Origin of the sequence: Lentzea sp. NPDC006480 (genome assembly GCF_040611995.1) — a bacterium.
In the GTDB taxonomy this organism is placed as follows: domain Bacteria; phylum Actinomycetota; class Actinomycetes; order Mycobacteriales; family Pseudonocardiaceae; genus Lentzea.
Map to the genome: position 1 here is coordinate 1 of NZ_JBEXPJ010000119.1, position 26767 is coordinate 26767.

Below are 26767 nucleotides of genomic sequence, written 5' to 3' on the forward strand. Positions count from 1 at the left end.
AGCGCGCCCAGCTTCCGCATGCCCGGCTGCGAGAGCAGGTAACCGCGGTTGCGGTAGGTGTAGTAGCGCTTGATCGGGTTCTCCGGGTCCTTGCAGGAGGGTCTGCCCGCGTTCGTCGCCTACGCGCTCGGCATGGGGCTCGTGGTCACCGCACTGGCCGTGACGGGTTCACTGCTCGCACCACACATCAGGAAACTCCTCCCGCACGTCGGACGCATCGGTGGTGTCATCCTCGTGGTGATGGGCGCCTACGTGACCTACTACGGCGTCTATGAGCTGCGGCTGTTCCTCGCCAACGGCAGCGCGCAAGATCCAGTCGTCCAGGCGGCCGGCTGGTTCCAGAGCACGCTCGCCCAGATCGTGGCGGCACTGGGACCGTGGCCTTTCATCGTGGTGCTCGTCGTGGTGAGCGTCCTGTGGCTGAACCGGAGGAGGCGCAAAGCCGTACGCCCAGACAGGAGGTGAGGAGCCCGATGCGCATCCTCGGAGTACTGCTGGGAGTTGTGCTGCTGCTCGCCGGGTGTGCCGAGAAGGCGCCGCCCCCGGAGAAGTTCCAGTTCACGTCGAAGACGCTGGAGGGCGCGGAGTTCCGCGGTGACAAGCTCGTCGGCCAGCCCGCCGTGCTGTGGTTCTGGACGCCGTGGTGCCCGTCGTGCAACGCCGAGGCCGAGATGGTCGAGGACGTCGCCAAGAACCACCACAAGATCCAGTTCGTCGGTGTCGCGGCCGAGGACCAGCTCGACGCCATGAAGAAGTTCGTGTCCGACCACAAGATGACCGGGTTCCCGCACCTGGCCGACCTCGACGGGTCCGTCTGGAAGCGGTTCGGCGTGACCGCTCAGCCCACGTTCGCGTTCGTCCGCAGTGACGGCGGGGTGGAACTCCTCACCGGCTCGCCCACCAAGGAACAGCTCGACCAGCGCTTGTCCGCTCTGATCCAGTGACATCACCAAGCCCGATCGCGGCACCATCTCAGAAAGAAGTTTCTCAGTAGAAAGACCCTGCGCTGTCGGGACCAACGCCTGGTTCGGCGTTGCGATCGAATTCGTATCGTCGAACCGGCCACGTGGCCATGCCGCGTTGCCTTGAGGAGGCAGGTGTCGATGGACTACATCCAGGTCTCGCTCGCGGAGGCCATTCCGGAGCAGGCCAGGGACTACGCGTCTGCGCGCATCGGTTCGCTCGACCGCTACGCGCCCGACCGGGTCGACTTCGCCTGGGTCAATTTGACTTCGGACAAGGCAGTGATCCACGCGCACGCCCGCTTCGACCTCAAGTGGGTCGAGGTGCAGGCGTACGCGGAAGCCACCACGGTCACCGAGGTGATCGACCTGCTGCGCGAACGCATGCGGCGCCAGCTGGTCTCCATGCACAACTGATCTCGGTGAGCTGACCCCACCACTCGGCGGCGGACGGGTGGTGGGTTCAGCTCACTCTTTTGACGGTCCCGCGAGCCCCGTCGACCTGAATCACGTCTCCCGTGGCGATGCGGGTCGTCGCGTTCCCGCAACCCACGACCGCCGGGATTCCCAGCTCTCGCGCCACGATCGCCGCGTGCGAGAGAGGTGCGCCGACATCGGTCACGACGGCGGCGGCACGCGTGAACAACGGCGTCCAGCCGACGTTCGTCACCGAGGTCACCAGGATCTCGCCCGGTTCCAGCGCCCTGCCCTCGTCGATCTGGCGCAGCACGCGGGCCACACCCTCGACAACGCCCGCCGAGCCCGGGAAACCCGTGATGTCCGCCGGCATCGGCACGTCGGTCGTCGCGTCGTGGAGATCAGCGCGCCGGTCCCGGGAGGCGGCCCAGGACTCCGGGTCGAACCGGCCCCGGATCACCGCCGGATAGGGCGGGAGCGCGCGATAGCGCTCGTATGCCTGCCGTTGCCCGTGCACGCGGTCCAACAACGACGTCTCGCCACCCAGCACGCGCAGCACGTCGTCGATCGGCAGGAAGAACAGGTCGTTGCCGGTCTTCGTGAGCTCCCCGGCGCGCAGCACGAACGCACGCATCACCCAGAACGCGCGCACCATCTCCGAGCGCGCCTGCTCCCGTGCGCGCGCCCCGGCCCCGATCTTGGCCAGCCGCTTCTCGATCCGGCGCGCCTGCCCCGGATGTGCCGCCACCAGCCGGTTCCAGGCCTCCGAACGCGTCGCCGCCTGCTTCTTCAGCAACGCTTCGGGGTCCGCCAAGGCGTCCATCTGCGTCGCGATCCACGTCGGTGCCTCGGCGGGGCGAGGCTGGTAGATCTCGAACTCGTTGTGGCCCCGATGGCCCCACTGCTCGGCGAACTCCTTCCAGTGCAGCTCACCCGACCGCACCTGCGCCAGCCCGATCAGCGGCCCCACGCTCGAGAGGCCGTCGCCCGCGTGGAACCCGGTCAGCAACGTGGTCGCGTCCTCCTCACCGACCAGTTCGACCAGCTCACGCCGGAAGGCCGCCGGCCCGCCCGCGATCATGCGCGCGCCGGCGTCCAGGATCGGGCAGACGAACCGCAGCAGGTGGTCGAGCTCGCGCCGCCACAACGCGAGCAGCTCCGCGGGCGAGGTGCAGTCGGCGATCCTCTTGCGCGCCACGGCACATCGGCCGGGGTTGTCGCGGACCAGCTGGGCGAGCCGCATCCGGTAGAGCAACTGCTGCTTGATCGGCCCGCCGGCGCCCTTGAGCACCGCGCCCAGGATCTCCAGGCGCGACATCGGCAACGGCGGCACGGTCACGCCCGCTGGGATGCGCCCGAACGTCTCCTCGCCCGACCGCAGCATCTCGTCGGCCTTGCCGATCACCGTGCCGATCGCGGTGTAGGTGCTGATGTTGAGGTAGAAGCGGCCGCCGATGTTGCCGGAGATCCGGTGCGGCCCGATCGCCGCGCTCGACAGCACCTTCACCAGCGACCACGTCACCGGCGTCATGACCTCGGGGACGGCCTCGCCGACGTTGCCGTTGGACCACAGGTAGTCGCCGTCGAGCGTGTCGTTCCACTCGACCCGCAACGACGTGATCGGCCGTGCCTGCAGGATCTGGAACTCCTCGCCGACCAACGCCCACTCGATGTCCATCGGCATTCCGTACAGCTTCTCGATCCGCTCGCCCAACGCCACGAGCGAATCTTTCTGGGCCGCGGAGAGCAGGTCGGACGAGTTCGCTTCGCCGCTGACCAGCGCCTCACCGAGCCCCTGGACCGCGTTGATCACCGGCTCGGTCCGTCCGGTCACCGGATCCGCCGTGAACAGCACTCCCGAGACGTCCGCGGGCACCATCCGTTGCACGACAACGGCCATCTCGGCGGAGTCGACGGCGTTGTTCTCGCGGTAGGCCACGGCCCGTGCGGACTGCAGCGAGTCCCAGCACTTCAGGATCGCGTCGAACAGCCCGCTCTCGTCCACGTTCAGCACGGTGTCGTGCTGCCCGGCGAACGACAGCCCCGGCAGATCCTCCGCGGTGGCCGACGAGCGCACCGCCACCGGCCCGCCCAGCTGCTGGAACGCCTCCAGCACGCCCTCCATCGACCGTTCCCGGTACGCGCGAGTCGTCAGGCAGAACCCGGCGGGCACCGGCAGCCCGGCGCGCGTCAGCCGGGCCAGCGACGCGCCCTTGCCGCCGACCGCCGCCAGGTCGGCCGCGGAGTCGTCGAGCGGGAGGATCAACGGGACCATGTCGCCATAGTTGTCGAAACGGGCCGCGCGCGTTCGTACAAAGGGTGAAAGGAGACCACGATGACCCAGAAATACCTGCTCAGCATCTATCAGCCGGACGGCGAGGCTCCTCCGCCCGAGGTCCTCGACCCGATCATGGCGAACCTGACCGCGTTGAACGAGGAGATGCAGGCCAAGGGCGCGTGGGTGTTCGCCGTCGGCCTGCACCCGCCGTCGACCGCGACCGTCCTCAAGGCCAAGGACGACGACGTGCTGATGACCGACGGCCCGTTCACCGAGGGCAAGGAGCACATCGGCGGCTTCACGGTCATCCAGGCGGAGGACCTCGACGAGGCGCTGGAGTGGGGCCGCCGGCTCGCGACCGTGCTGAGCCCCCTGCCGGTCGAGGTCAGGCCCATCGTCTTCTGATGATCGAGGAGATCTTCCGGGCGGAGTACGGCCGCGCGGTATCTGTCCTGACCCGCGTCCTCGGTGACCTCGACCTCGCCGAGGAGGCGGTGCAGGACGCCTTCACCACGGCCGCCGAGCAGTGGCCGGTCAAGGGCGCCCCACCGGCGCCCGCCGGCTGGATCATCACGACCGCCCGCAACCGCGCCATCGACAAGCTGCGCCGCGAGAGCAAAGGCCAGGAGAAACACGCCCAGGCAGTGCTGCTCCACATGCTCCAGCACCAACCGGACGAGGAGGTGGGTGACGTGCCGGACGAACGACTGCGGCTGATCTTCACCTGCTGCCACCCGTCGCTGGCGCTCCAGGCCCAGGTCGCGCTCACCCTCAAACTCCTCGGCGGCCTGTCCACGGGAGAGATCGCCAGGGCCTTCCTCGTGCCGGAACCCACGATGGCGCAACGGATCGTGCGCGCGAAGGGCAAGATCCGCGCGGCCCGGATCCCGTACCGGGTGCCGCGCGACGCCGACCTGCCCGAACGTCTCAAGGCCGTGCTCGCGGTCGTCTACCTGATCTTCAACGAGGGCTACTTCGACAAGGAAGCACTCGAAGCGGAAGCCATCCGGCTCGGCCGGGTGCTCGCGCAGCTCATGCCGGACGAGCCCGAGGTGTGGGGGCTGCTGGCGTTGATGCTGCTGGTCGCGTCACGCCGGGAAGCCCGCCTGCGCAACGGCGAACTCGTGCTGCTCGACGACCAGGACCGCACGCGCTGGAACGCCGGACAAGTGGCTGAAGGCCAGGACATCGTGCGCAGGTGCCTGCGCTGGAACCGGCCCGGCCCGTACCAGATCCAGGCCGCCATCAACGCCGTGCACAGCGACCCACCCACCGACTGGCATCAGGTCGTGGCGCTCTACGACCAGCTTCTCGCGCACACCCCAAGTCCGGTCGTGGCCCTGCATCGAGCCGTGGCAATAGCCGAGACCGAAGGACCACGAACAGCACTACGACAGGTCGACGCTCTGGACCTCGACCGCTACCACCTGTTCCACGCCGTCCGCGCGGATCTGCTCCAACGCTCGGGCGAGGACCCGACCGCGGCACTGGAGGCCGCGCTCGAACGGGCGGAACACCCGGCCGAACGCGACCTCCTGCGCAAACGACTAAGCCTTGCGACGGCGGACCAGCAGGATCACGCCGACCAGCACGAGCAGGATCACCAGGATCCACAGCCAGGCGGGCACGCCACCGGAGTCTGACGGCGTGGTCGACGGGGGAACGTTCGTCACCGTCTTGCTCATCGTCACGGTCGACGTCGGGGCGCTGGACGAGGTCTGGCCCGCGAGCTTCACCGTGAACGTGAAGGTGCCGGAGATGGTGTCGCCGTCGTCCGACGTCGCCTGCCAGGCGACCTTGTGCTCGCCGGCGTGCACGGCCGCGTCACCGACGGATGCCGTGATCGTCTTGTCCAGGGCGTGCACCTGGGTCAGCGGCCACTTGGCGCCGTCCGGGCCCGTCACGGTGACCGCGTCGCCGTCGGGCAGGCTGACGGTGTCGCTGAACACCAGCTCGATGAACTTGGGCGGGGCGTCGAGTGCCGCGCCGGACGCCGGGTTGCTGCTCTTGAGCTCGGCGTGGGCCTGTGCGGGGACGGCCAGGGCCGTCGCGGCGAGCAGTGCCAGCACGAGCGCGCTGAAGTAACGCCTCACGCGCCCAGAGTAATGGGCCCAGCGCAATGGCCCGCTCGTCGTAAGTGGTTCCCTGTCGGATTGGACAGGGTCGTTGTGATCTCGACACCGCGTCGATTTCATGAGCCGCATGCACGACTTCCTCCGCGTGCTCTACGAAGACCACCAACTCAGTCTGCTGAACTTCGCGACCCGGCTGACCGGAGACCGCGCGGCCGCAGAGGACGTGGTGCAGGAGACCTTCCTGCGCGCGTGGCGTCATCCCGAATCGTTTGCCGATGGAACTTCCGCGCGCGGCTGGCTGATCACGGTGGCGCGCAACGTGGTCATCGACCGGGCGCGGGCGAGGACCGCACGGCCGCACGAGACCGGTGAGCACGAACCGGAACCAGTTCCGGACCACGCGCAACACGTCGTGGACGCGTTGGTGATGGACGCCGTGCTCGCATCACTGTCCTATGAACACAGACGCGTGCTCATGGAGCTCTACTACAACGGCCGCACATACAACGAAACCGCCGTGTGTCTGGGCGTGCCCACAGGGACGGTGAAGTCGCGGACGCACTACGCGTTGTGCGAACTACGCCGAGCGTTCCAGCTCGAACACACTTAAGTCTTCGAACCGCGGCCTGCCCGGCGAGCTCCGGTCCGCCACCAGCGCGATCCGGTCGGCGATCCATTCGCCACTGATCGCCGCACCCGCCGCCGAAGCGCGTACCCGGCCGCGCGCGACCCACACGTAGGCGTGGAACGGCTGGGGATGCGTCACGGGCACGATCGGCGCGGTCGCGTCGAACACCACCGCGGCCAGCTCGTCCAGTCCCGACACCGGCACGCCCAGCCACCCGCCGAGCGCCCGCGTGCGAGGACCCAGCACGCACCGGGCCGAGGGTGCGCCTTCGAGCTCGAACGTCAGCGCATCGACCAGGTCCGGCACCACGCGCTCGGACACCGTGCCCAGTGGCCGAACCTTGATGAGCCATTGCGCCGGCTCCGACCACTGGATGCCCGGCGCACGGTCGAGCGCGCCGAGCTCCTCGACGATCTCCGCGGGCGGCCAGATCGCGATGGACAGCCTCACCCGGCAGATTGTGGGACAGGCCGCGGCACCAACGCCAACCCGGCCGCGAGCACGGAGGCCACCCCGGCGGCGACCACCGGCGCGACCGGATGCACCGAGTGCAGGACGGTGGCCATCATCGGCACGACGAGACCCGCCAGCCCGCTCGTGGCGCCGGCCGCCCCGGCGACCAGGCCGGCGTGCCGCGGACGGACGCCGAGCGTGGCCGCCGCGAAGAACCCGGTGAGCGCGAAACCGAACCCGACCGCCAGCACCAGGAACGCGAGCGCCGTCAGCCACATCGACCCGGCGACCGCCGCGAGCCCGCAGCCGGCCACCGCCGTCAGTGCTCCGGCCGGCATCAACCGGTCCGCGGGCCACCTCAGGACCGGCACGAGCACGCCCTGCGCGATCACGACCCCGATCCCCAGCACGGCGACGGCGGCCGCCGCGGTGGCGGTGCCGGACACCGTGTCCAGCCGGTCGAACGCGAGCAACGTGGCCGACACGTTCACCAGCACGAACGCCACGTACGTCAGCAGCCCGACGCCGAAGATCCGCACCAGGTCCTGTGGCGGCGGCGCCGGAGCCATCGGTTGCGGATGCGCGACGGCCTCGGGCTTGACCGCGACCAGCACCCAGACGAGGAACAGCAGTGCCGGCGCGGGAGCGACGTAGAGCGGCACCAGCAACGATCCGACGGCCAGCACGCCACCGATCGCGGGTCCGATCACCACGCCCAGTCCCTGCGCCGCACCGACCAGACCGACGGCCGTGGTGCGCAGGGCCTCCGGGGTCCGGCCGGCGACGGCGAGCGCGGCGACCGCGACCGCGGAGATGCCCGCGCCCAGCAGGAAGCTGCGGAACAACAGGGCCAGCGCGAAGGTCAGCGCGGGCGTCAGCGTCTCGTCGAGGACGAGCACCGACGCGGCGGCGAACCCGGCCAGTCCGGCCAGGCTGAGACCGGCGCCGGCGAGGAGCACGGGACGCAGGCCGAACCGGTCGAACGCCAAGCCCCACAGCGGACTGGACACGACGACGGCCACCGAGCCGACCGTGTACACCAGCCCCAGCTGGGTGGGACTGAGCTCGAACTGGGCCGACAACGGCCCGAGCGTGGGAGCGAGCAGTTGCTGGGCGGTGAACATCCCCAGCAGGGCGATCAGCAACGGCGCCAGCGGTCTAGGCACGCGGTTCCCCCCGGAGCAGTGACGGCGAGGTGAGATTAGCCGGAGTTCACTCCGCTGAACGGATGGTTTGGCGGCCGATGCAGTCGGGTAACCGGCGCCCGAACTGATCAATTGACCGAGGAGCGGTTTGGCTCACGACCACGCAGCGAGGACGGGTGGGGCGGCGAACCTGCCACTGGGCAGGCAGCGGCCGAGTCTCGCGACCGTCCGGCGTTGGGTGCGCCTGCAGCTCATGGGGGAGACCCCGGAGTGCGTCGGTGACGTGTTGCTGGTGGTGAACGAGCTCGTCAGCAACGCCTACCGGTACACGTCGGAGCCGTCGTTCCTGCGTGTCGTCATGGAGAAGTCCAAGGTCCGCGTCGAGATCACGCACGACGCCCAGGCCCGCCCGCCGTTGCGGAAGGTCTCCCGTCCGCAACGGGGATACGGCCTGGTCCTGGTTGCGCGGTTGTCAGATCGCTGGGGTGTGGACAGGGCACACGGCGGCACGGTGGTTTGGGCGGATTTGCCGAGGTTCATGTGATTCCAGTTCGGTGGGTTTCGATCTGTGTGCTGGCGGGTACGGATCCTGCTGCCTTGAGCGAACAGGGCACGGGGAGATGCTGATGGGTATTGCAGGACGGTCCGGCGAACGCCTGGACCTCGTCCTACCAGAGGGAATGCTGCCGCTCGCAGACGTGAGGGCGGAGGTTCGCCGCCTGCTCAGGGGGATGCACGAGAACGTCGTGGTCGACGTGATGGTCGTTGCCACCGAACTGGTGAGCAACGCGTACCACCACGCCGCCGGGCCCCGTCGTGCCCGCGTTCTTCGCCTTCCAGAACGCGAAGTCGTGCGGGTGGAGGTCGACGACGGAACGCCTGGCCGGTTCCCGCAGTTGGGGCGGATGGGGTTCCTGGGGCGCAGGCAGCGGGGGTTGTTGCTGGTCAACGGCTTGGCGCAGGTGTGGGGGCACAACAGGTTCCCGGACTCGAAAACCGTGTGGGCGGACGTGTCCTCGGTCAGATGAGGGTTTTGGCGACGTAGGCGGCGGCCTCGGCGATGAGGGCCTCGTCGTATTCGGCGTCCGCGGCAGACTTGCTGGACATGATCGAGATCAGGACGGGCCCGCGGTTCGGCGGCCAGGCGATCGCGATGTCGTTGAGCGTGCCGTGGTCGCCGGTGCCGGTCTTGTCGGCGACCTGCCAGTCCTTCGGCAGACCGGCCCGGATGCGGTTGGCGCCCGTGGTGTTGCGGATCATCAGGTCCTTGAGGAAGTCGCGCTTCTCCGGTTCGAGGGCGTCGCCGAGGACGAGCTTCTGGTAGTCCGTGCCGAGCGAACGCGGGGTGGCCGTGTCGCGCGGGTCGCCCGGGGTGGCGCTGGTGATGTCGGGCTCGATGCGGTCCATCCGGGTCTCGACATCGCCGAGCTCGCGCAGGTACCTGGTGAGCTCGCCGGGGCCGCCGAGGTCGCGCAGCAGCAGGTTGCCGGCCGTGCCGTCGCTGTACCGAACGGCGGCGTCGCACACGTCGCGGAGCTTCATCCCGGTCTGGACGTGCTGGCTGGTGATCTTCGAGCTCTTCATCAGGTCTGCCGAGCCGTAGGTGACGACGGTGTCGAGGTGTGCCATCGGGTTGCGGTGCAGCACGGCGGCCGCGGCGAGGCCCTTGAAGGTGGAGCAGAACGCGAACCGCTCGTCCGCGCGGTGCTCGATCGTGCCGACGCCGGCCGCGAACACGCCGAGCCTGGCGTCGTACTTCTTCTCCAGCTCGAACAGGGTCTCGTGGCGCACCGGGCCGGAGACGGTCGTTACCGGGGCGCCCGTCGGAGGGATCGCCGTTGGTGTGGTGCAGCCGGCGAGGGGGAGCAGGGCCAGCGACTTGAGCAGGGTGCGTCGAGCGGTCACGCTCCCACGCTATTGGATCTCCGAAATGCGCTGCGACGGGTCCGTGGTGACGGCCCGCAGAACGTTTTCGAACGCGTTGAGCAGCGCGGTGGCCTGGTCCTTTGTGAACAGCAGCGAGTTGTGGACCACGTGCCCGCCCTGGTCGTGCAGGTGGAAGGTCACCTCGGACTTCACGATGACCGGGCCGCGCTGTCTCGCCTCGAACCGGGTCGCCGTCACTCCCGGGAGCCTCAGCGTCGGGATCGGCGGGACCAGCTGGAACGTGAGTCTGAGCGGGATGCCTTCGATCACCTCGTGGAACGGCACCTCCTGGTGAGCGTGTGCTTCGGCGGTGGTGGCCCGCACCCGCTTGAGCACCTCGCGGAAGTCCGGATCGCCGGAGAGATCGGTCCTGAGCGCGACGACCTTGGCGAAGAACCCGATCACGTGTTCCAGCTCTGGACGCACCCGGTTCGCCATCGGGGTGCCGACGACGACGTCGGTCGCTTTCGTGGTCTTCGACAGCAGGACTTTGAACGCGGCCAGCAGCACTTCGTACGGTGTGGCCTGCTCTTGGGTTGCGAGAGTGGCGACCTGGGCGAGCAGCTCGGGTGTTGGGGACCACGGCAGCAGTTCGCCCGGGCCCAGCGGGTTGAGGTCGCGGTCGGCTTTGGTGGGCAGCTCGATCGGGCTCATGCCCTCCAAGCGCTGCTGCCAGTACTTCGCGTGCTCGGGCGACAGGGTTTCCCGCTCCCACAGCGTGAAGTCGGCGTACTGGACGGATGGCGCGGGAGCGGTGCCGTTCAGCTCCTCGATCAGCAGGCCCTGCGACCAGCCGTCGCTGACCAGGTGGTGCATGGTCAGCAGCAGCACGTGGTCGTCGTCGGTGATGCGCAGTACCCGTGCGCGCAACAACATCCCGCTCGCGAGGTCGAACGGCACGGTCATCTCGTCGCCCGCGATGTACGCCGCCTCCTCGGCCGACGGCACGTCGACGACCTTGAGTTTCACTGGTTGCGCAGGCTGAACCTCTTGCCGCACAACGCCGTCCCGTTCGACGAAGGCCGTCCTCAGTGCTTCGTGCCGCCGCACCGCGCGGTCCAGCCGGGCTTGCAGGTCGTCGAGGTCGAGCTCGCCGTGCAGGCGGACCGCCAGCGGGACGGTCCAGAAACCCGCTGCCAGCACCGAGCCGAACCACCGGTTGCCCTGGTTCTGCGCGATGGACAACGGAACCGGGCCGCGTGGACGAGGGGTCACCGGCTTGGTCCACGACCGCTCGCCGAACGTCTGCGCCAGGCGCTCCGGCGTGCGGTGGTGGAACAACGCCGACAGCGGCAGCTCGACGCCGAGCTCCGCGCGGACACGGGTGATCACGCGCGTGGCGATCAGGGAATGGCCGCCCAGGGCGAAGAAGTCGTCGGTCGCGCCCACGTCGTCGATGCCGAGCACGTCCGCGAACACCTGACACAGCGCGGCTTCCTCGGTCGTGCGTGGACGGACGTGCGGTGAGCGGAGAGCCGGAGCGGGCAGCGCGCGGCGGTCGATCTTGCCGTTCGCCAGCAGCGGGAACTCCCGCAGCGGCACGAAAACGCTGGGCACGAGCTGGATCGGCAGCTGAGAGGCGCAGTACTGACGCAGATCGCTTTCGCCGACGACGTAGGCGATGAGTTGCTTGTCCCGCACCACGACCACGGCTCGGGTCACGGCCGGGTGGGCGTTCAGCACGGCCTCGACCTCGCCGGGCTCGACCCGCACGCCGCGGATCTTCACCTGGTCGTCGGCGCGGCCGTGGAACTGCAGCTGGCCGTCGTCGCGCCACGACGCGAGGTCGCCGGTCAGGTACATGACCTCGCCGGTCCGGTTCCGCACGAACTTCCGCGCGGTCAGCTCCGGCCGTCCGTGATAGCCCTGGCCGAGTCCCGCACCCGACACGCACAGCTGGCCCACGACACCGATCGCGGCCGGCCGCAGGTTCACGTCGAGCAGGTGGACGCGGGTGTTGTCGATCGGGCGGCCGATCGGTGCGGAGGCAGGCCAGTCCAGCACGTCGGCGGGCAGCGAGTACGACGTGATCACGTGTGACTCGGCAGGGCCGTAGTGGTTGTGCACGCGCAGCCATGGCCGCAGCGCGCAGAAGTTGCGCAGCCGGACGTCCAGTGTCAGCGGTTCGCCGGCCTGCGAGATGTGCCGCATGGAGGCGAACGACGGTTCCTCGTCGAGCACCGCCCGCAGCACCGAGTCCGGCACGAACAGCCGGGTGATTCTCTGGCCGTCGAGCCAGGCGGCGAACGCGGCCGGGTCCCGGCGAACCTCGTCTGACGGGATCACCAGGGTGCCGCCGAACAGCAGCGCCGAGAAGATCTCCTGCACCGACACGTCGAACGTCGGGGTGGTGAACTGGGCGGTGCGGCTGTCCGGCTCCCGTTCGAGGGTCCTCTCCTGCCACCGCACCAGGTTCACCACGCACCTGGACGGCATCAGCACGCCCTTGGGCCGCCCGGTCGAGCCGGACGTGCAGATCATGTACGCCGGGCCGGGTTCCACCCGTTCCACCGCGGTGTCCGGGAAAGCGTCGGCATCGGACGGACACAGTGGACGGTGGAACAGCACCCGGTTGTTGCTCACCACCACGTCGAGCTGGGCGTCGTCGACCAGGAACTGGATCCGGTCGAGCGGGTGCTCTGGGTCGATCGGCACGTACGCCGCACCGGCCTTCAGCACGCCGAGAATCGACACGATCAGGTCGGCGCCGCGGTCCAGGCACAGCCCGACCAGATCGCCGGGTTTCGTCCTCGACCGCACCAGATGCGCGAGCTGGTTGGAGCGCCGATCGAGTTCAACGTAGGTCATCTTGTGGGTGCCGTGCTCGACCGCGACGCCGTCCGGTGTCGTCAGCACCTGCTCGGCGAACAGGTCGGGAATGCTCACGTCCGGCAGGTACTCGGAGGTCGAGTTCCACTGCTCCAGCAGCGCGGCCTCGTCCTGGTTGATCATCGAGATCCGGGACAGGCGCTCGTCGTTCGGCGCGTTCAGCACGCGCGAAAGGTGGGTGAGGAACCGGGCGATCCGCGGTCGGTCGAACAGCGCCCGGTTGTAGAGCACCCGCCCGTTCTGGATCTCGATGTCGAAGCTGGTGAACGCGATCTCGGGGTCGTAGAGGTCCCGGCGCGGTCGCAGGTCCACCCGCACCTGCACGAGCGGATGCCGGGACAGATCGCGTTCAGGCGCGAGGAGATCCACGACCTGGTCGAACTCGACGAGCTGTGAGGACGCCGTCGCGAGCAGTTCCGCGGTCAACCCGCACAGCTCCCCGAACGTCGGGTCGCCGGACAGATCTCCGCGCAGCACAACGAGTTCGTCGGAGACCACCACGCCGATGGGCACGTCCGCAGAACGCGTGTACCGACTCAGAACCACTTGCAAAGCCGCCAGCAACGCGTCGGAGTCGACGTCGACCGACCACGGCACGACCCCGGCCTCGGGCTTGTGCAACGGCGGCCGCGGGCGATCCGTCGGCAGCTCCAGCGTCGGCAGATCCCGCAGCTGCTTCCGCCAGTAGCCGGGTGAACCTGTTGGTGCGGCAGGCATTGCTCCGCCGAGCACGGACTCCAGCACGCGGATGTCGCCGAGAATCCCGTGCATGGTCAGCACGAGCAGTGACGAGTTGATCTCCAGAGCCCGCACCAGAGGCCCAGCGCGAAGGTCGAACGGCTCGGTGATCTCGGCGCGAACCGCTGCCCTGACAGCGGAAGTCCGCAATGTTCGCGTGACGACGGGCGGCCCACCGGGGACGGGCCGCCCGTCGTCGTCGAACCGGACCAGGAGGGTGTCCGGCACGCTGATGACGGCAGGGGTGGTGATCAGCGTGACGTGGTGGCTGGGATTGCCGGGGTCGAGCTGATCGAGGAACCACATGCGGCGCCGGGTGTGCTCGGTCCCGTTGAAATTGGGCACGGTGCCTCCCACTGCGAGTCACCCACGACGCTAACGCCCGGAATCTGGTGCGATCCCTCGAAGTTGCTGGTCTAGCCCAACACGGGACTCCTCCGCGCCTGGATGGCACGCTTGAACCATGACCGAGGAAGCCCGCCTGAGCCGCCGTCTCAGGCGGTCGACCGGCGGACGACGTGCTCGGCCCGCGGCAGGTGCATCGTGAGGTGCGCGCGATCACCCCGCAGGACGACCCACGACCGTTCGATCGGAACACCGCGGAAGTCGTGGGCCATCCACGCGATCGACAGCACCGGGGTGGCGGGCCTGATGTCGAGCATCCCGGCGATGCGCGGCGTGGCCAACGCGGTGGTGCACCACGGATGCAGCTCACCGAACCGGACCTTGTACCTGTCCGCGAGGAACTTCCGCAGCGGCGCACTGCGGTCGTAGTTCTCGGCTAGTCCGGGGAACTGGGAGGCGCGCAGGTACGTCGATCTGACGCCGATCGGCTCGTCCCCTCGGACGAGCACGGACTCGACGTTGATCACGTCCTGCGCGCCGATGGTCCGCACCACGATCTGCTCGCGGGTGGCGAGGTCCTGGACGAGGGCGTCCAGGCTCATCCGGTGGACCTGCTTGCGGGGCGCGACGGCCGTGCCCTGCCGGCCGGCCTTGCGGATGAGCTTGCCCTCGAGCACGAGCTCGTCCAGCGCTTTGCGGATCGTGGTGCGGGACATGCCGAACAGCTCGGCGAGCTCGCGTTCCGGCGGGAACGGGGTGTTGTCGGGCAGCTCGCTCAGCAGGTCGAGCAGCTTGGTCTTGGCCTGGTAGTAACGCGGGATGGCGGACACACCCGGACGCTATTTCCGAGCGATAACTGGCGACTCATCGTGCCTCGTCAGCGTCCGGGATCGAGCCGATCTCCCGATATGTCCGGCAAGCTTCTTCTCGATTTCCGCGGAGGTACGCGACGGCAGCGTCCTTCCAGCGTGACCACGAGAGTGTGGCGAGGCATTCGGGGCCGTGACCTGCGGCGGCGAGCACGATCGGCAGGCCGGCGCCGATCGGGCCGGTGATCTGCGCGCCCGGCAGCAGCGTGAGCAACTCGTCGACGTCCGGCTTTTCGCCGTCGAGCAACGCGATCCGGGCTCGCAGCACGAGTGGATGCTGAAGTTCGCCCGGATGCGCTTTCGTCCTGGCGTGGTCGAGTGCGGTGGCGGCGTCTTCGCGGGCGCCGTCGTGGTCACCGACGAGGAGTTTGATGCGGGCGCGGATGGAGTAGAGATAGGGCTGGCTGGGTGCGTTCCCGATGGCCTCGTCGAGGTTCTGCAGGGCCTCGTCGTAGCGGCCTTCCCAGAACAGCTCGACGTAGCGCGACGAGTCGAGGAACGACAGCGCGAACTTGTCGCCGTGCCGCAGCCCTGCCACCCGTGACTCGGCGCGGGCGGCCTTGCGCGCGCGGGCGTCGCCTAGGGTGGCGTAGGCGGTGCCGAGGTTGATCAAGCCGAGGCTGTAGGACAGCCCGGCCTTGCGTCGTTCCGCGATGGCCTGGCGGATGTCGTCGATCCCGGTGGCGTCGCCCTTCTTCACCTTGGCGAGGCCCAGCGTCTCCAGCGCGACCGCCCGATCGGACCCGGTCGCGCCGACGAGCGCCGCCCGTGCCGTGGTGATCGCCTCGTCGGCCCTGCCCGCCAGCGTCAATGAGTGGGCGGCGTGCGCCAGGACGCCGAACACCCGCTCGCCGGGCTCTGCTCTGCCGAGGAACTCCAGCGTGTGGTCGAGGTGGCGGCGGGCCTCCTGGTGGTCGCCGCGGTGGAAGCAGGCCCGCCACGCTGCCGCCGACGCCTCCGCGGCACCGGCGAAGTCGTCTCCGGCCAGGTGGAGCTCGACAGCCTCAGCGAGCTCCTCGGTGCCCTTGCTGTCCCACGCCAGGGCCGAGCCGAGCAACGTCAGCAGCTTGGCGCGGTCCTCGTGTCCGGGCGGGCACACCGCGAGCGCGGCCTGGTACGAGCGCACCGCGGTGCCTGTCGCGGCGAGTCCGGTCGCCTTGTTGCCTGCCTCGGTGAGGGCCTCGCGGGCTTTCCGGCCGAGGATGTCGCACGGCCGTCCGGCGGCTTCGGCGAGCCACACGGCCTGCTGGAAGTGGTGTGCCAGCAGTGGAACGTGCTCCAGCGGCAGCGCTTTGAGCCACTCCGCCGCGTGGTAGTGCTTCATGGCCTTGGTGGTGCGAGGAACCCGGTCGTAGGCGACGTCGCGCACCAGCACGTGGCTGAACGTGTACTCGGCCTCGCCGACGACGTTGCTGGTGGCGCTGCGCTTGAGGAAGTCCCTTTGCCGCAGCATTTCCAGGCAGCGTGCGACTTCTTCGACCTCGCGTTCGGCGACGGCGGCCACCGCGCCCGGCCACACCGTCGGGCCCAGCACGGCCGCGTCCTGCAGGATGACTTTTTCCAGCGGTGGCAACGAGTCGAGTCGCGCGCTGATGACCGACTGCACCGTGTCGGGCAACGTGTCCTGGTCGCCGTCGCGGAGCATGCGCACGTATTCGCCTGCGAACAACGGGTTGCCCGCGGAGCGTTGCAGCAGCTCGGAGAGGTCGGCTGTCACGTCGTGGCGCGTGGTCAGCATCTTGAGCAGCAGGGCGGTGTCCTCTTCGGACAGCGCGTCCAGCGGGACGACCTCACCCCAGGCCGGACGGCGTTCCAGCAGTTCCGGTCGTGCCGTGGCGAGGATGAGGAGTGGCACGTCGTCGGCGGTGTCCGGCAGGCCGTGCAGGTGGTCCAGCAGCAGGTCGTCGGCCCAGTGCAGGTCCTCGACGATCAGCACGAGCGGTTCGGCCGCGATCTGCTCGACCAGCCTGCGCCACGCCATCAGCGCGTCGCTGCCTTGCGGAGTCACGCCCAGGAGCGCGCACAGCTGCGTGACGAGCCACGGGTCGTCGCTGATCGCCTTGATCTTGCCGGTGACGATCTCAGGAGCGTCGGAGTCGAGGATTCCGGCGTGGCCGCGGACGATCTGCGCGAGCGGGGCGAACACGTCGTCGCGGCCGAACGGGGGAGTGCGGCCGGTCAGGGTCCGTCGCCCGGCGGCGAACTCCCTGGTGAGGCGGGACTTCCCGGTGCCGGGCTCGCCGACCAGCGTGATCAGCCGCGGTCGTCTCGCGCGCTGGACCTGCTCGAACGCCTCGCACACCCGGGCCAGCTCGCTCGACCGGCCGACGAACGGGGTGTCGTCGCCCGCAGGGGTGAGCGTGCGGTCCGTCGTCGGGCAGGTCCTCACCTCGCCCACAGCGGTCCGGGCGACCTGGCGGAGTCCCGCGTCGAGCAGGGTGCCGCCGACTTCGAGCTTGTCGCCGGACGTGACGAGCGCCGGACCCGTGCACACCGCTGCGGCGGCAGGATGTTCGCCGGCGATCTCGAAGGCTGCCCGGACGGCGCGTGCCGCGTCGTCCTCGCGGTTGGCCGGGGCGCCGAACGCGGCGCACACCGTCGATCCGAGCGTCGTGACGATGACGCCGCCGAGGTCCTCGACCTTCTCGGTGATCGCGGCGACCGTGGTTTCCAGCAGTTCGTCCGCGGCTTCGCCGGTGCCCGGTAGTTCGAGTCGGGTGACGAGGACGCTGACCTTCTTGCGTTCCAGCACAAGCGGGTGGTGGGCGGCGGTGAGCGCGAGCGACGGGTCCTGCGTGAGGATCGCTTGTTCGAGGGTCACCAGGTCGCGGCCGGGGTCGATGCCCAGTTCCGCCGCGAACTTCTCGCGTGCCGCGCGGAAGGCCGCGAGCGCGTCGGCCTGCCTCCCGGAGCGGTAGAGGGCGAGCATCAGCTGGCCCTGCAAACGTTCTCGGAGCGGGTGATCACGCACCAGCGCTTCGAGTTCCGCGATCACCTCGCGGTGTTTGCCCGATGCCAGCTCGGCGTCGAACCTGTCCTCGACGGTGATGTCGCGCAGCTGCTCGATCTCGACGAGCGCGGGCCACGTGACGCCGTCCGCCACCAGGTCCGCGAGCACCGGGCCACGCCACAACGCCAAGGCGTCCCTGAGGATCGTGGCCTTCTGCTCCGGGCCGGGCGCAGTCGCCGCGCGGACGGTCGCGGCGCGGAACCGGTACAGGTCAACGCGATCCGGTTCCGCGCGCAACAGGTAGCCGGGCTTGCGGGTGACGAGGTCGAGCTCCGCTTTCCGCAGCGCCGACACGACGTTGAGCAGAATCCCGCGTGCTGTGGGCGGATGCCCGTCCGGCCACAACGCCTCGGTGAGCTCGCTGATCGAGACCACCCTGCCGGCGTTGAGCAGCAGGAACCCGAGCGCGGCCCGGCGGGTGAACCCGCCGAGCGCGAGCTCCCGGCCGTCCACGCGGACCTGCAGGGGTCCGAGGACGTTGAACTCGACAGACATCGGACCGGACCATACCGCCGGTGCCTGTGAGCCCGCTGTGCGTCAGTCCACCAGACGGACACCGGGATGGCACGGCCGGTCGAACAGGGTGGTGCTCCGGTGCTTGAGGTGGAGGTCGAAGAACGCGGCCACGTAGTCGTGCTGGGCCCGCAGCGCGTCCTCCGGATCGATCGTCCCAATGAGACTCTCGCGGTGTTCCGGCGTGACCTGCCGGATCTGCGGCACGGCCCACTGCAGGTCGCTGAAACCGAAGTGCGCGCCGTTGTCGAGGTGCACGTCCCGCTTCCACCCGCGCTGGTTGGGCCAGAACTCGGCCCAAGTGCGCGTGACGCTCGTGTCGACGTGTGAGAGCTCTCTGGTGCCGTCGTCGCCGCCGAACAGCAGGAACGGCCGGTCGAGCCCCTCGGTCACGACTCGGCCGGGCGAGTACGGGCCGCCGTCACCGGTGTGCTCCATGCCGCCGTCGATGTTGATGCCCGCGTCGAACCTGCGGTCGTGCACCATCGTCTCGCCCGCCGTGTAACCGCCGATGGAGTGCCCGGCGATGCCGATTCGGCCGAGGTCGGCGTTCTTGGTGAGCTTCGGCAGCTGGTCGAGCACGAACCGCATGTCCGCGACCCGTGTGTCGATGACCTTCTGCATCGTTTCCGGGCTGGCGTCGACGCCGCCGTACTCGATGCGGTTGCCGGGGAACTCCACGGCGATCGCCTCGTGCGTGTGCGAGACGGTGACCACGACGTAGCCGCGGCTCGCCAGGTCGTCCGCGGTGCTGGTGTAGAACTCGCGCGGTGCCTGCAGAGCCGGGGAGAACAGCACGACCGGCCACTTGTTCCTGATCGGTGGAGCGTCCACGCGGGCCTGTCGGAGCGTCCTGTGCCAGTCGACCGTCCCAGCCGGAACGTCGAGGAACGCCGGGCTGGAGATGATCGGGTCGGCGGCTTTGGCGAGGCCTTCCGTGAGCATCGGTGCGCTTGGGCCGTGGCGGTGGGCCGGGTAGCTGACGGTGACCATCAGTTCCCGGTTCTTTGACGGTTGGAACGGGTCGAGCCGGGTGGGATCGACCAGGTGAACGTCTGTCGTGCCGACCGGAAACGGTCCGGTGACCTGCGGTGACACCAGTGTTGACGCGGCCAGGACGGCCGTCATGAGCAGTTGCATGTTGATCTACCCCCTCCGCGCGGCAGCCTTCCAGCCGCCCACTGAGAGGGCGCTGAGAGCTTGTGGCTTTGGTGATCCAGTGCCAGGTTGGTGGTTGACGTACCAGCGGGTCCTCTGGGTGGGGAGATCACGGATGCGGCGGACGAAGATGTTCGGGCTGCTGGCGGTGTGCGGTCTGGTCGCAGGCTGCCTCGGGCAGACGCAGGAGGGTGATCAGGCGCGCAACGCCGACGCCAAGGAGATCACGCTGACGATCGTCGCCAACGCGGCGCAGGGCGGCAAGAACGCGCGCGGCGCCAACTGGTTGCAGAACTGGGTGATCCCGAAGTTCACCGAGCAGCAGAAGGCGAAGGGCGTCACGGCGACGATCAAGTTCGAGCAGAACGGCACCGGCGACGAGGACTTCAAGACCAAGGTGGCTTTGGACCTCAAGACCGGCGGTGGTGGCGACATCATCGAGATCGACGGCATCTGGCTCGGCGAGTTCGCGCAGTCCGGCGGGATCAAGCCACTTGCGGACGTGGTCGGTGACACCTCCTGGGACGGCTGGGACAAGATCCCCAAGGCCGTGCAGGGGCTGGGCGAGTTCGACGGCAAGCGGTACGGCGTGCCGATGGGCACCGATGGCCGGGTGCTGTTCTTCAACAAGAAGCTGTTCGCGCAGGCCGGGTTGCCCGCGGACTGGCAGCCTCGCTCCTGGCAGGACGTGCTGGACGCAGGGGCTCGCCTGAAGTCCTTGCCCGGTGTCACGCCACTGCAGCTCAACGCCGGGACCGCGATGGGTGAGGCGACGACGATGCAGGGCGTGCTGCCCGCGTTGGTCGGCACCGGCAAGCCCATCTACGACAACGGGAAGTGGCAAGGGGATTCGGCCAACGTCAAGGACGTTCTGGGGCTGTACCAGAAGGTTTACGGCGGCGGGCTCGGCGATCCCGTGCTGCAGCAGGAGGCCAACGGACGGCAGCGGTCGTTCCAGCTGTTCAGCGAGAACAAGATCGGCGTCCTGATGGAGAGCGACTACTTCTGGCGTTCCGTGGTGGAGCCCAAGAACGGCGTCGCCAAGATGGCCGACCGCGACACGGCCGTGGGCTGGGCTCTGGTGCCGGCCAAGCAGTCCAAGGCCGGTGTTGGCGGGCAGGACTTCGTGAGCATGTCCGGCGGTGGCGTGCGGGTGATCAACCCGAACACCAAGTACCCCAAGCAGGCGTGGGAGTTCATGCAGTTCCTCAACTCCGCCGAGGCCGTGAAGGAGTCGCTGGCCGGCACCGCCCAGCTCACCCAGCGGCAGGACGTCAACGACCAGGTGCTCAAGGGCGACCCGATGCTGACGTTCATCGCGGAGAAGGTCCTGCCGATCACCCGCTACCGGCCTGGTCTCGCCAACTACCCCAAGGTGTCGGCCGCGCTGCAGCAGGCGACGGCGGACGTGGTGTCCGGCAAGAGCCCGGACGAGGCGGCGCAGGCCTATCGGGCCGCTCTGGTGAAGGCGGTAGGCGAGGAGAACGTTGGCTAACGGCATGAGCAAGGTCCATGAACGGCTCTTTCGTGGACCTGGCGTCCATGAAAGAGCCGTTCGTGGACCTTGTGCGCGGCCTGGGAGCGGGCGGCGGGATGGATAGCGCCGGGTTGGGGGTGCGGAAGGCCGTTGGGTTTGTGGCGCCCGCGTTGCTGCTGATCGGCGTCTTCCTGGTGTTCCCGGCGCTCTGGACCCTGTACATCGGCATCACGAACTACCAGCTCACCGGGCCCGCGGCGGCCAGCCCGCAGGTCGTCGGGCTGGACAACGTGGTCGAGGCGGTCCGCGACCCGCTGTTCACCAACTCGCTGTGGCTGACGGCGTTGTTCGTGCTGTTCTCGGCCGTGGTCGGGCAGAACCTGCTCGGCTTCGCGCTGGCGTGGCTGCTCCGCTCGGTGAGCCCGTGGCTGCGGCGCACGACCGAGGGCCTGGTCCTGCTGTCGTGGATCCTGCCGAGCACGGTCGTGGCGTTCCTGTGGTTCGCGGTGCTGAGCCGCGACACCGGCACGCTGGGCCTGCTGCTCGGCTCGCCGGAGACGTCGTGGCTGGTCCAGTACCCGATGACCAGCCTGATCATCTTCAACATCTGGCGCGGCACGGCGTTCTCCATGCTGCTCTACACGTCCGCGCTGGCCGCGGTGCCGCCGTCGCAGCTCGAAACCGCGCGGCTGGTGGGGGCGTCGGGCTGGCAGACCGTGCGGGACGTCGTGTTCCCGCACATCCGCGGGCACGTGCTGACCAACACCCTGCTGATCAGCCTGTGGACGGCCAACGACTTCACGCCGTTCCTGCTGACGTCCGGCGGGCCGAACCACCGGTCCGAGGTGCTGCCGGTGCTGATCTACCGGCAGGCGCTGGAGGGTGGGCAGCTCGGGTACGCGTCCGCGATGTCGATGCTGCTGCTCGTCGGCAACCTGGTGATCGCCCTGGTGTACTTGAGGTTGCTGCGGAGGCGGGCATGAGTCCTCTGTGGATTGTGCGGCGGATCGGCTTCTACGTGCTGATCACGGTGGTGCTGGCGTTCTTCGCGGTGCCGATGCTGTGGCTGGCTTCGGCGCCGTTCGACTCGAAGCCCGGTCTCGGCCTGCGCTGGCCGGACTGGACTTTCTCGAACGTGTCCGCGACCTTCGCGCACCCGTACACGTTGTCGTCGCTGGTGAACTCGCTGATCCTGTGCGTGATCGCCACGGTGGTGACGACGGTGCTGGCGTCGCTGGCGGCCTACGCGTTGTCGCGCGTGCGGATTCCGGGCCGGGACCTGTTGCTGTATCTGCTTTTGCTGCTCTCTTCGGTCGTGACCGGCACTGCCGCGATGGTGCCGATCTTCGTGATGATGCTGCAGCTCGGCCTGATCAACTCGCAGTTCGGGACGGCGCTGGTGATCGCGGGCGGCATGCTCCCGGCCGCCATCTTCATCCTGAAGGACTTCGTGGACGCCGTGCCGCGCTCGTACGAGGAGTCGGCACGAGTCTTCGGCGCCTCGCCGTGGCAGGTGCTCGGCCACGTCGTGCTGCCGGTCGCGCGGCCCGGTGTCGCGACGATCTTCGTGTGGGCGTTCGTCAACGCGTGGGGCAACTTCCTGCTGCCGTTCCTGCTGCTGCGCGACGTCGGCCAGCAGCCGGCGGCGGTGCTGCTGCGCACCCTGTACGACGAGGGCGGCAGCGCCAACCTGACGGTGATCCCGGTGTTCTCGCTGCTGTACTCGATCCCGGTGGTCGTGCTGTACCTGTTCGTGAGCAAGCGGTACGGGTTCCGATTCCACGGAGGCATCAAGAGCTGATGGCGGGCATCACTGTGGAGGGTCTGTCCACCGTCTACCCCAACGGGGTGCGGGCGGTGGACGCGCTGGACCTCTCGATCTCCGACGGCGAGCTGTTCGCCCTGCTGGGTCCCTCCGGCTGCGGCAAAACGACTTTGCTGCGCACCATCGCCGGTTTGGAAGGCGCCTCCTCCGGCGCGGTCTCGATCGGCTCGCGGGACGTCACGCGGCTGCCGCCCGGTGATCGCCGGGTCGCGATGGTCTTCCAGGACTACGCGTTGTTCCCGCACATGACGGTCGCCGAGAACATCGCCTATCCCTTGCGGGTGCGGGGTGTCGCGAAGGCCGTGCAGCAGGAGACTGCGGTCAGGACCGCCGGCGGGCTGTCGCTGGGCGCGTTGCTGGACCGCCGACCTGGGCAGCTTTCCGGCGGTCAGCAGCAACGGGCGGCACTCGCTCGTGCGGTCGCGGCTTCGGCCGAGGTGCTGCTGCTCGACGAGCCGTTGTCCAATCTGGACGCTCGGCTGCGCTTGGAAGCTCGGACGTTCCTGAAGAAGCTGCAACGAGAACTTGCTTTGACGACTGTGTTCGTGACGCACGACCAGGCCGAGGCACTGGCGTTGGCCGACCGGATCGCGGTGATGGACGCGGGCCGGATCCGCCAGCTCGGCACGCCGCGCGAGGTGTTCCAACGGCCGGCGGACACGTTCGTGGCGAACTTCATCGGCTCGACTCCGATGAACCTGGTGCCGCGCGAGGACGTCATCATCGGCGTTCGGCCCGAGTACCTGGCACCTGCCTCCGAGGGCTTGTTCACCGGTTCGGTGTCCATTGTGGAGAACCTCGGCGTCACGTCGCTGGTGACGCTGGACTGCGGCGAGGACCAGATCGGCTACATCGTGCCAGAGGACGACGAGCCTCCTGTGGGCACGACGGTGACCGTGGACGCCCCCGCCGCCCGCGTTCTGCGCTACGACAAGGAGACCGGCCTACTCGTGAGGTGACGCGATGTTCCAGACCGACGGCTACGAGACGCACGGCCGCCTGCTGGCCCCTTCGAAGTTCGAGGCCCTGGCAGCCCATTTCGAGGCCAAGCTGGCCGCCCTGCCGGAAGGCCGGCGCCCCGAGCACATGGACGTGCCGCACCTGACCGACCCGGCGCTGTTCGAGTGGCTGCTGGACCCGGACGTGCTGGACCTCGTCGAGTCGCTGATCGGCCCGGACATCGCCCTCTTCTCGTCCCACTTCATCTGCAAGCCGGCCGGCGACGGCAAACCCGTGCCGTGGCACCAGGACGCGCACTTCTGGCGCGACACCATCGCGCCCGCGGGCGACGCGATCACCGTCTGGCTGGCCATCGACCCCAGCGCCACCGAGAACGGCTGCCTGCGCGTGATCCCCGGCAGCCACCTCGCGCCCGTCTCGCACGTGGGCAACGACGACTCGTTCTTCAACCAGGAAACCTCGGTCGACGAGTCGCAAGCGGTCGACGTGGAACTGGAACGCGGCGCGTGCAGCATCCACTCGGCGATGCTGGTGCACGGCAGCCCGCCGAACCGCAGCACGTCGCGGCGCTGTGGCTACACCATGCGGTACATGCCGACGACCGTCCGCTTCCTGAAGCCCGGCGAGCACAAGATCTACCTCGCGCGCGGCCGCGACCACGCGGGCAACCCGTACGCGCCGGTGCCCTGACGCGAGTCCTTGAATGGACAACAAATGGTCGGATGACCTTCGCAGGTGGTCTGGTCCAGCTTGATCGATCCTCCATCTTGACCGGTCAGTGGACCGGACATAGCGTACGGGAAAGCGCTTTCCGACCTAGGGAGCTTCGTGAAACCGGTTTCGGGGGACCGCTGGCGTGGTGTTGCCGAGCGATTGTGGCGTCCGGCCGCGCTGCTCGCCGCCTGCCTCGTGATCTGGCACCTCATCACCGTCACCGGCCTGGTCGAGGCCTATCTCGTGCCGTCGCCGGGCAAGACCTTCGACCTGCTGGTCGACAAGTGGTCCTACCTCTGGGGTCACACGTGGGTGACCACCTACGAGACGATCCTGGGCTTCGTCATCGCGGGCGTCCTCGGCGTTCTCATGGCCGTCGCGATGGTCTACTCGAGGACCATCGAGAGCACGGCGTACCCGCTGCTGCTGTTCGCGCAGGTCATCCCCAAGATCGCCATCGCGCCGCTGTTCGTGGTGTGGCTCGGCTTCGGCTTCGAGCCCAAGGTGATCGTGGCCGTGCTGATGGCGTTCTTCCCGGTCGTGATCTCCACGGTGACCGGCCTCAAGTCGGTCGACGCCGAGATGCTCGAACTCGCGGCCACGATGGGCGGCGGCCCGGTCAAGACGTTCGCGAAGATCCGCTTCCCGGCCGCGCTGCCGCATCTGTTCGCGGGCCTCAAGGTCGCCATCACGCTCGCGGTCACCGGTGCCGTGGTCGGCGAGTTCGTCGGCTCCAACGAAGGCCTCGGGTACGTGATCCTGCAGGCCAACGGCAACATGGACACCCCGATGCTGTTCGCCGGCCTGATCGTCATCTCCGTGGTCGGCATCCTCCTCTTCCTCCTGCTCGACCTCGCCGAACAGCTGATGCTGCCGTGGCACTCCAGCAGGCGTGGCGCCGCCGTCACAACCCTTCTCGCGAAAGGCGGATCATGAAGAAGCTGCTCGCAGGCCTTCTCCCCGCGATGGTGCTGATCGCCGCGTGCGGTGGAGGCGGCGGCAACACGGCACAACCCGGTGAGGCCAAAGAGGTCACGCTGACGCTCAACTGGTACCCGTACGGCGAGCACGCGCCGTTCTACTACGGGCTCAAGCAGGGCATCTACGAGAAGCACGGCATCAAGCTGAAGATCCAGGCGGGCCAGGGTTCCGGCAAGACGGTGCAGGCGACGGGCGCGGGCCAGACGGACTTCGGCTGGGCCGACACGTCCTCGCTCGCCACCGCGGTCGAGACGGGCGTGCCGGTGAAGAGCATCGGCGTGTTCCTGCAGACGACGCCCGCGTCCGTGCAGTTCTTCTCCGAGAAGAACATCAAGAAGCCCGAGGACCTCAAGGGCAAGTCCGTCGCGACGACGGCGGGCGACGCGCTGACCAAGACGTTCCCCGCGTTCCTCAAGCAGAACGGCATGCAGGAGTCCGACGTCTCCATCCAGAACATCGACCCCTCGGGCAAGATGGCCGCGGTCATCTCCGGGCGCACGGACGTGTTGCTGGGCTTCGCGTCCGACCAGGGGCCGACGATCAAGGAGAAGGCCGGCAAGGACGTCGGCTACCTGCGGTTCTCCGAGTTCGGGTTGAACTACTTCAGCAATGGGCTGCTCACCAGCAAGTCCATGCTGCAGAAGGATCCCGAGCTGGTGAAGAAGATGGTCGCGGCCACCCAGGAGGCCTGGACCGCCGCGGAGAAGGCGCCGGACGCCGCGGCCGAGTCGATGAAGGGCGCCGCCGAGCAGCTGCCGTCGCCGACCGTCGTGCTGGAGCAGTTCAGGACGACTTTGACGTTGCTGCACACCGATGCCACGAAGGGCAAGGCGCCGGGCGTCAACACCGCGGACGACTGGAAGAAGACCATCGACACGTTCCAGAAGACCGGCATCATCAAGCAGGCTTCGGAACCGTCGGCGTACTGGGAAGAAAGCGTTGCCCCGAAAGGATGAGCACAGCAGGGATGACCACTGATGTGACAGTCACCTCCGCCGTCGAGATCGACAACGTCGCCGTGCGCTTCCACTCGAAGCGCACGGAGGTCACCGCGATCGAACAGGTCTCGCTCGACGTCGCGCCCGGCGAGTTCGTGTCCATCGTCGGGCCGTCGGGGTGCGGCAAGTCGACGCTGCTGAAGCTGGTTTCCGGGCTGCTGAAGCCATCCGCGGGCTCGGTGACGTTGCTGGGCGAGCCGGTGCGCGGGCCGCGGCACGACATCGGCTTCGTGTTCCAGCGGGCGGCGTTGCTCGAGTGGCGTTCGGCCAGGAAGAACATCCTGCTGCAGGCCGAGATGCGCGGCATGAACCCGGCCGAGGCGGGCAGGCGTGCCGACGAGCTCATTGAAATGACCGGACTCTCGGGGTTCGAGAAGGCCCTGCCGCATGAGCTAAGCTCTTCTGGCGCGCCTTCTTCTTCCTGGTCCTGCTCTTCGCCGCGATCTGGGCCTACAACCACTACTTC

25 protein-coding genes and 1 pseudogene are annotated in these 26767 nt (G+C 68.6%); 16 read left to right on the forward strand and 10 right to left on the reverse strand.

The annotated features are described in order from the left end of the window. A pseudogene (locus ABZX92_RS33285) lies at positions 1–92 on the reverse strand (galactofuranosyl transferase); the annotation flags it as partial. Between ABZX92_RS33285 and ABZX92_RS33290 the strand changes: the two are divergent. The 3 genes from ABZX92_RS33290 to ABZX92_RS33300 all read left to right on the forward strand — a co-directional run bounded on the left by ABZX92_RS33290 (position 70) and on the right by ABZX92_RS33300 (position 1379). Then, positions 70–465 (forward strand): hypothetical protein, encoded by a 396-nt coding sequence (locus ABZX92_RS33290; RefSeq protein ID WP_355568234.1) that lies wholly within the window; start codon positions 70–72, stop codon positions 463–465. The pseudogene ABZX92_RS33285 and the gene ABZX92_RS33290 overlap by 23 nt on opposite strands. Positions 466–473: 8 nt before the next feature. Beyond that, positions 474–944 carry a redoxin domain-containing protein gene (locus ABZX92_RS33295; protein WP_355568237.1) on the forward strand — a complete coding sequence of 157 codons (471 nt, stop codon included), beginning with the start codon at positions 474–476 and terminating at the stop codon, positions 942–944. Between the two features lie 159 nt (positions 945–1103). Next, on the forward strand, positions 1104–1379 hold the full coding sequence (locus ABZX92_RS33300; protein ID WP_355568239.1) for an HPF/RaiA family ribosome-associated protein: 276 nt from the start codon (positions 1104–1106) through the stop codon (positions 1377–1379). Between the two features lie 46 nt (positions 1380–1425). On the opposite strand, the gene ABZX92_RS33305 is transcribed toward ABZX92_RS33300, so the two are convergent. Beyond that, a complete protein-coding gene (locus tag ABZX92_RS33305; RefSeq protein WP_355568241.1) occupies positions 1426–3654 on the reverse strand; it encodes a PEP/pyruvate-binding domain-containing protein in 2229 nt (742 codons plus the stop codon). Between the two features lie 60 nt (positions 3655–3714). Here ABZX92_RS33305 and ABZX92_RS33310 point away from each other — a divergent pair, with 60 nt between their 5' ends. Together ABZX92_RS33310 and ABZX92_RS33315 are read left to right on the forward strand one after the other, a co-directional pair. Then, a complete protein-coding gene (locus ABZX92_RS33310) occupies positions 3715–4062 on the forward strand; it encodes a YciI family protein (protein WP_355568244.1) in 348 nt (115 codons plus the stop codon). Beyond that, a complete protein-coding gene (locus ABZX92_RS33315; protein WP_355568247.1) occupies positions 4062–5300 on the forward strand; it encodes an RNA polymerase sigma factor in 1239 nt (412 codons plus the stop codon). The genes ABZX92_RS33310 and ABZX92_RS33315 overlap by 1 nt, the downstream gene beginning before the upstream one ends. Here the strand turns inward: ABZX92_RS33315 and ABZX92_RS33320 are convergent. After that, positions 5205–5750, reverse strand: a complete 546-nt coding sequence (locus ABZX92_RS33320) for a copper resistance CopC family protein (protein WP_355568250.1) — start codon at positions 5748–5750, stop codon at positions 5205–5207. The two genes, ABZX92_RS33315 and ABZX92_RS33320, sit on opposite strands and share 96 nt — an antisense overlap. Before the next feature lie 109 nt (positions 5751–5859). On the opposite strand from ABZX92_RS33320, the gene ABZX92_RS33325 reads away from it, so the two are divergent. Beyond that, positions 5860–6342 carry a sigma-70 family RNA polymerase sigma factor gene (locus tag ABZX92_RS33325; protein ID WP_355568252.1) on the forward strand — a complete coding sequence of 161 codons (483 nt, stop codon included), beginning with the start codon at positions 5860–5862 and terminating at the stop codon, positions 6340–6342. On the opposite strand, the gene ABZX92_RS33330 is transcribed toward ABZX92_RS33325, so the two are convergent. Further along, on the reverse strand, positions 6310–6810 hold the full coding sequence (locus ABZX92_RS33330; RefSeq protein WP_355568255.1) for a hypothetical protein: 501 nt from the start codon (positions 6808–6810) through the stop codon (positions 6310–6312). The genes ABZX92_RS33325 and ABZX92_RS33330 overlap by 33 nt on opposite strands. Beyond that, positions 6807–7979 carry an MFS transporter gene (locus tag ABZX92_RS33335; RefSeq protein WP_355568258.1) on the reverse strand — a complete coding sequence of 391 codons (1173 nt, stop codon included), beginning with the start codon at positions 7977–7979 and terminating at the stop codon, positions 6807–6809. The genes ABZX92_RS33330 and ABZX92_RS33335 overlap by 4 nt, the downstream gene beginning before the upstream one ends. A 127-nt stretch (positions 7980–8106) precedes the next feature. Here ABZX92_RS33335 and ABZX92_RS33340 point away from each other — a divergent pair, with 127 nt between their 5' ends. Both ABZX92_RS33340 and ABZX92_RS33345 read left to right on the forward strand, forming a co-directional pair. Then, positions 8107–8502: an ATP-binding protein gene (locus tag ABZX92_RS33340; RefSeq protein WP_355568261.1), complete on the forward strand. Its 396-nt coding sequence runs from the start codon at positions 8107–8109 to the stop codon at positions 8500–8502. A gap of 82 nt (positions 8503–8584) precedes the next feature. After that, a complete protein-coding gene (locus tag ABZX92_RS33345) occupies positions 8585–8986 on the forward strand; it encodes a hypothetical protein (RefSeq protein ID WP_355568264.1) in 402 nt (133 codons plus the stop codon). Here the strand turns inward: ABZX92_RS33345 and bla are convergent. The 5 genes from bla to ABZX92_RS33370 all read right to left on the reverse strand — a co-directional run bounded on the left by bla (position 8979) and on the right by ABZX92_RS33370 (position 19328). Continuing rightward, positions 8979–9863, reverse strand: coding sequence for a class A beta-lactamase (gene bla, locus ABZX92_RS33350; protein WP_355568266.1), 885 nt, complete (start codon positions 9861–9863; stop codon positions 8979–8981). The two genes, ABZX92_RS33345 and bla, sit on opposite strands and share 8 nt — an antisense overlap. Positions 9864–9872: 9 nt before the next feature. Further along, entirely contained in the window at positions 9873–13796 is a 3924-nt protein-coding gene (locus ABZX92_RS33355; RefSeq protein ID WP_355568268.1) for an amino acid adenylation domain-containing protein, read from the reverse strand. Between the two features lie 149 nt (positions 13797–13945). Further along, positions 13946–14626 (reverse strand): GntR family transcriptional regulator, encoded by a 681-nt coding sequence (locus tag ABZX92_RS33360; protein ID WP_355568271.1) that lies wholly within the window; start codon positions 14624–14626, stop codon positions 13946–13948. 34 nt (positions 14627–14660) lie between these two features. Continuing rightward, positions 14661–18170, reverse strand: a complete 3510-nt coding sequence (locus tag ABZX92_RS33365; protein ID WP_355568274.1) for a BTAD domain-containing putative transcriptional regulator — start codon at positions 18168–18170, stop codon at positions 14661–14663. A 42-nt stretch (positions 18171–18212) separates the two neighbouring features. Further along, the gene (locus tag ABZX92_RS33370) at positions 18213–19328 is read right to left on the reverse strand and encodes a lipase (protein WP_355568276.1); all 1116 of its coding nucleotides are present in this window, start codon (positions 19326–19328) and stop codon (positions 18213–18215) included. Between the two features lie 133 nt (positions 19329–19461). Between ABZX92_RS33370 and ABZX92_RS33375 the strand changes: the two genes are divergently transcribed. The 8 genes from ABZX92_RS33375 to ABZX92_RS33410 all read left to right on the forward strand — a co-directional run. Further along, positions 19462–20841, forward strand: a complete 1380-nt coding sequence (locus ABZX92_RS33375; RefSeq protein WP_355568277.1) for an extracellular solute-binding protein — start codon at positions 19462–19464, stop codon at positions 20839–20841. Positions 20842–20858: 17 nt separating this feature from the next. After that, positions 20859–21806 (forward strand): sugar ABC transporter permease, encoded by a 948-nt coding sequence (locus ABZX92_RS33380; RefSeq protein WP_355568280.1) that lies wholly within the window; start codon positions 20859–20861, stop codon positions 21804–21806. Then, a complete protein-coding gene (locus tag ABZX92_RS33385) occupies positions 21803–22624 on the forward strand; it encodes a carbohydrate ABC transporter permease (protein WP_355568283.1) in 822 nt (273 codons plus the stop codon). The genes ABZX92_RS33380 and ABZX92_RS33385 overlap by 4 nt, the downstream gene beginning before the upstream one ends. Continuing rightward, complete coding sequence (locus ABZX92_RS33390; RefSeq protein ID WP_355568286.1) at positions 22624–23607, forward strand: ABC transporter ATP-binding protein; 984 nt, start codon at positions 22624–22626, stop codon at positions 23605–23607. The genes ABZX92_RS33385 and ABZX92_RS33390 overlap by 1 nt, the downstream gene beginning before the upstream one ends. Before the next feature lie 4 nt (positions 23608–23611). Then, positions 23612–24298, forward strand: coding sequence for a phytanoyl-CoA dioxygenase family protein (locus ABZX92_RS33395; RefSeq protein WP_355568289.1), 687 nt, complete (start codon positions 23612–23614; stop codon positions 24296–24298). 138 nt (positions 24299–24436) lie between these two features. Continuing rightward, positions 24437–25258 (forward strand): ABC transporter permease, encoded by an 822-nt coding sequence (locus ABZX92_RS33400; RefSeq protein ID WP_355568292.1) that lies wholly within the window; start codon positions 24437–24439, stop codon positions 25256–25258. Then, positions 25255–26259 carry an ABC transporter substrate-binding protein gene (locus tag ABZX92_RS33405; protein WP_355568295.1) on the forward strand — a complete coding sequence of 335 codons (1005 nt, stop codon included), beginning with the start codon at positions 25255–25257 and terminating at the stop codon, positions 26257–26259. The genes ABZX92_RS33400 and ABZX92_RS33405 overlap by 4 nt, the downstream gene beginning before the upstream one ends. An 11-nt stretch (positions 26260–26270) precedes the next feature. Further along, positions 26271–26767: ATP-binding cassette domain-containing protein (locus ABZX92_RS33410; RefSeq protein WP_355568298.1), on the forward strand; the 497-nt coding region annotated here is incomplete at its 3' end.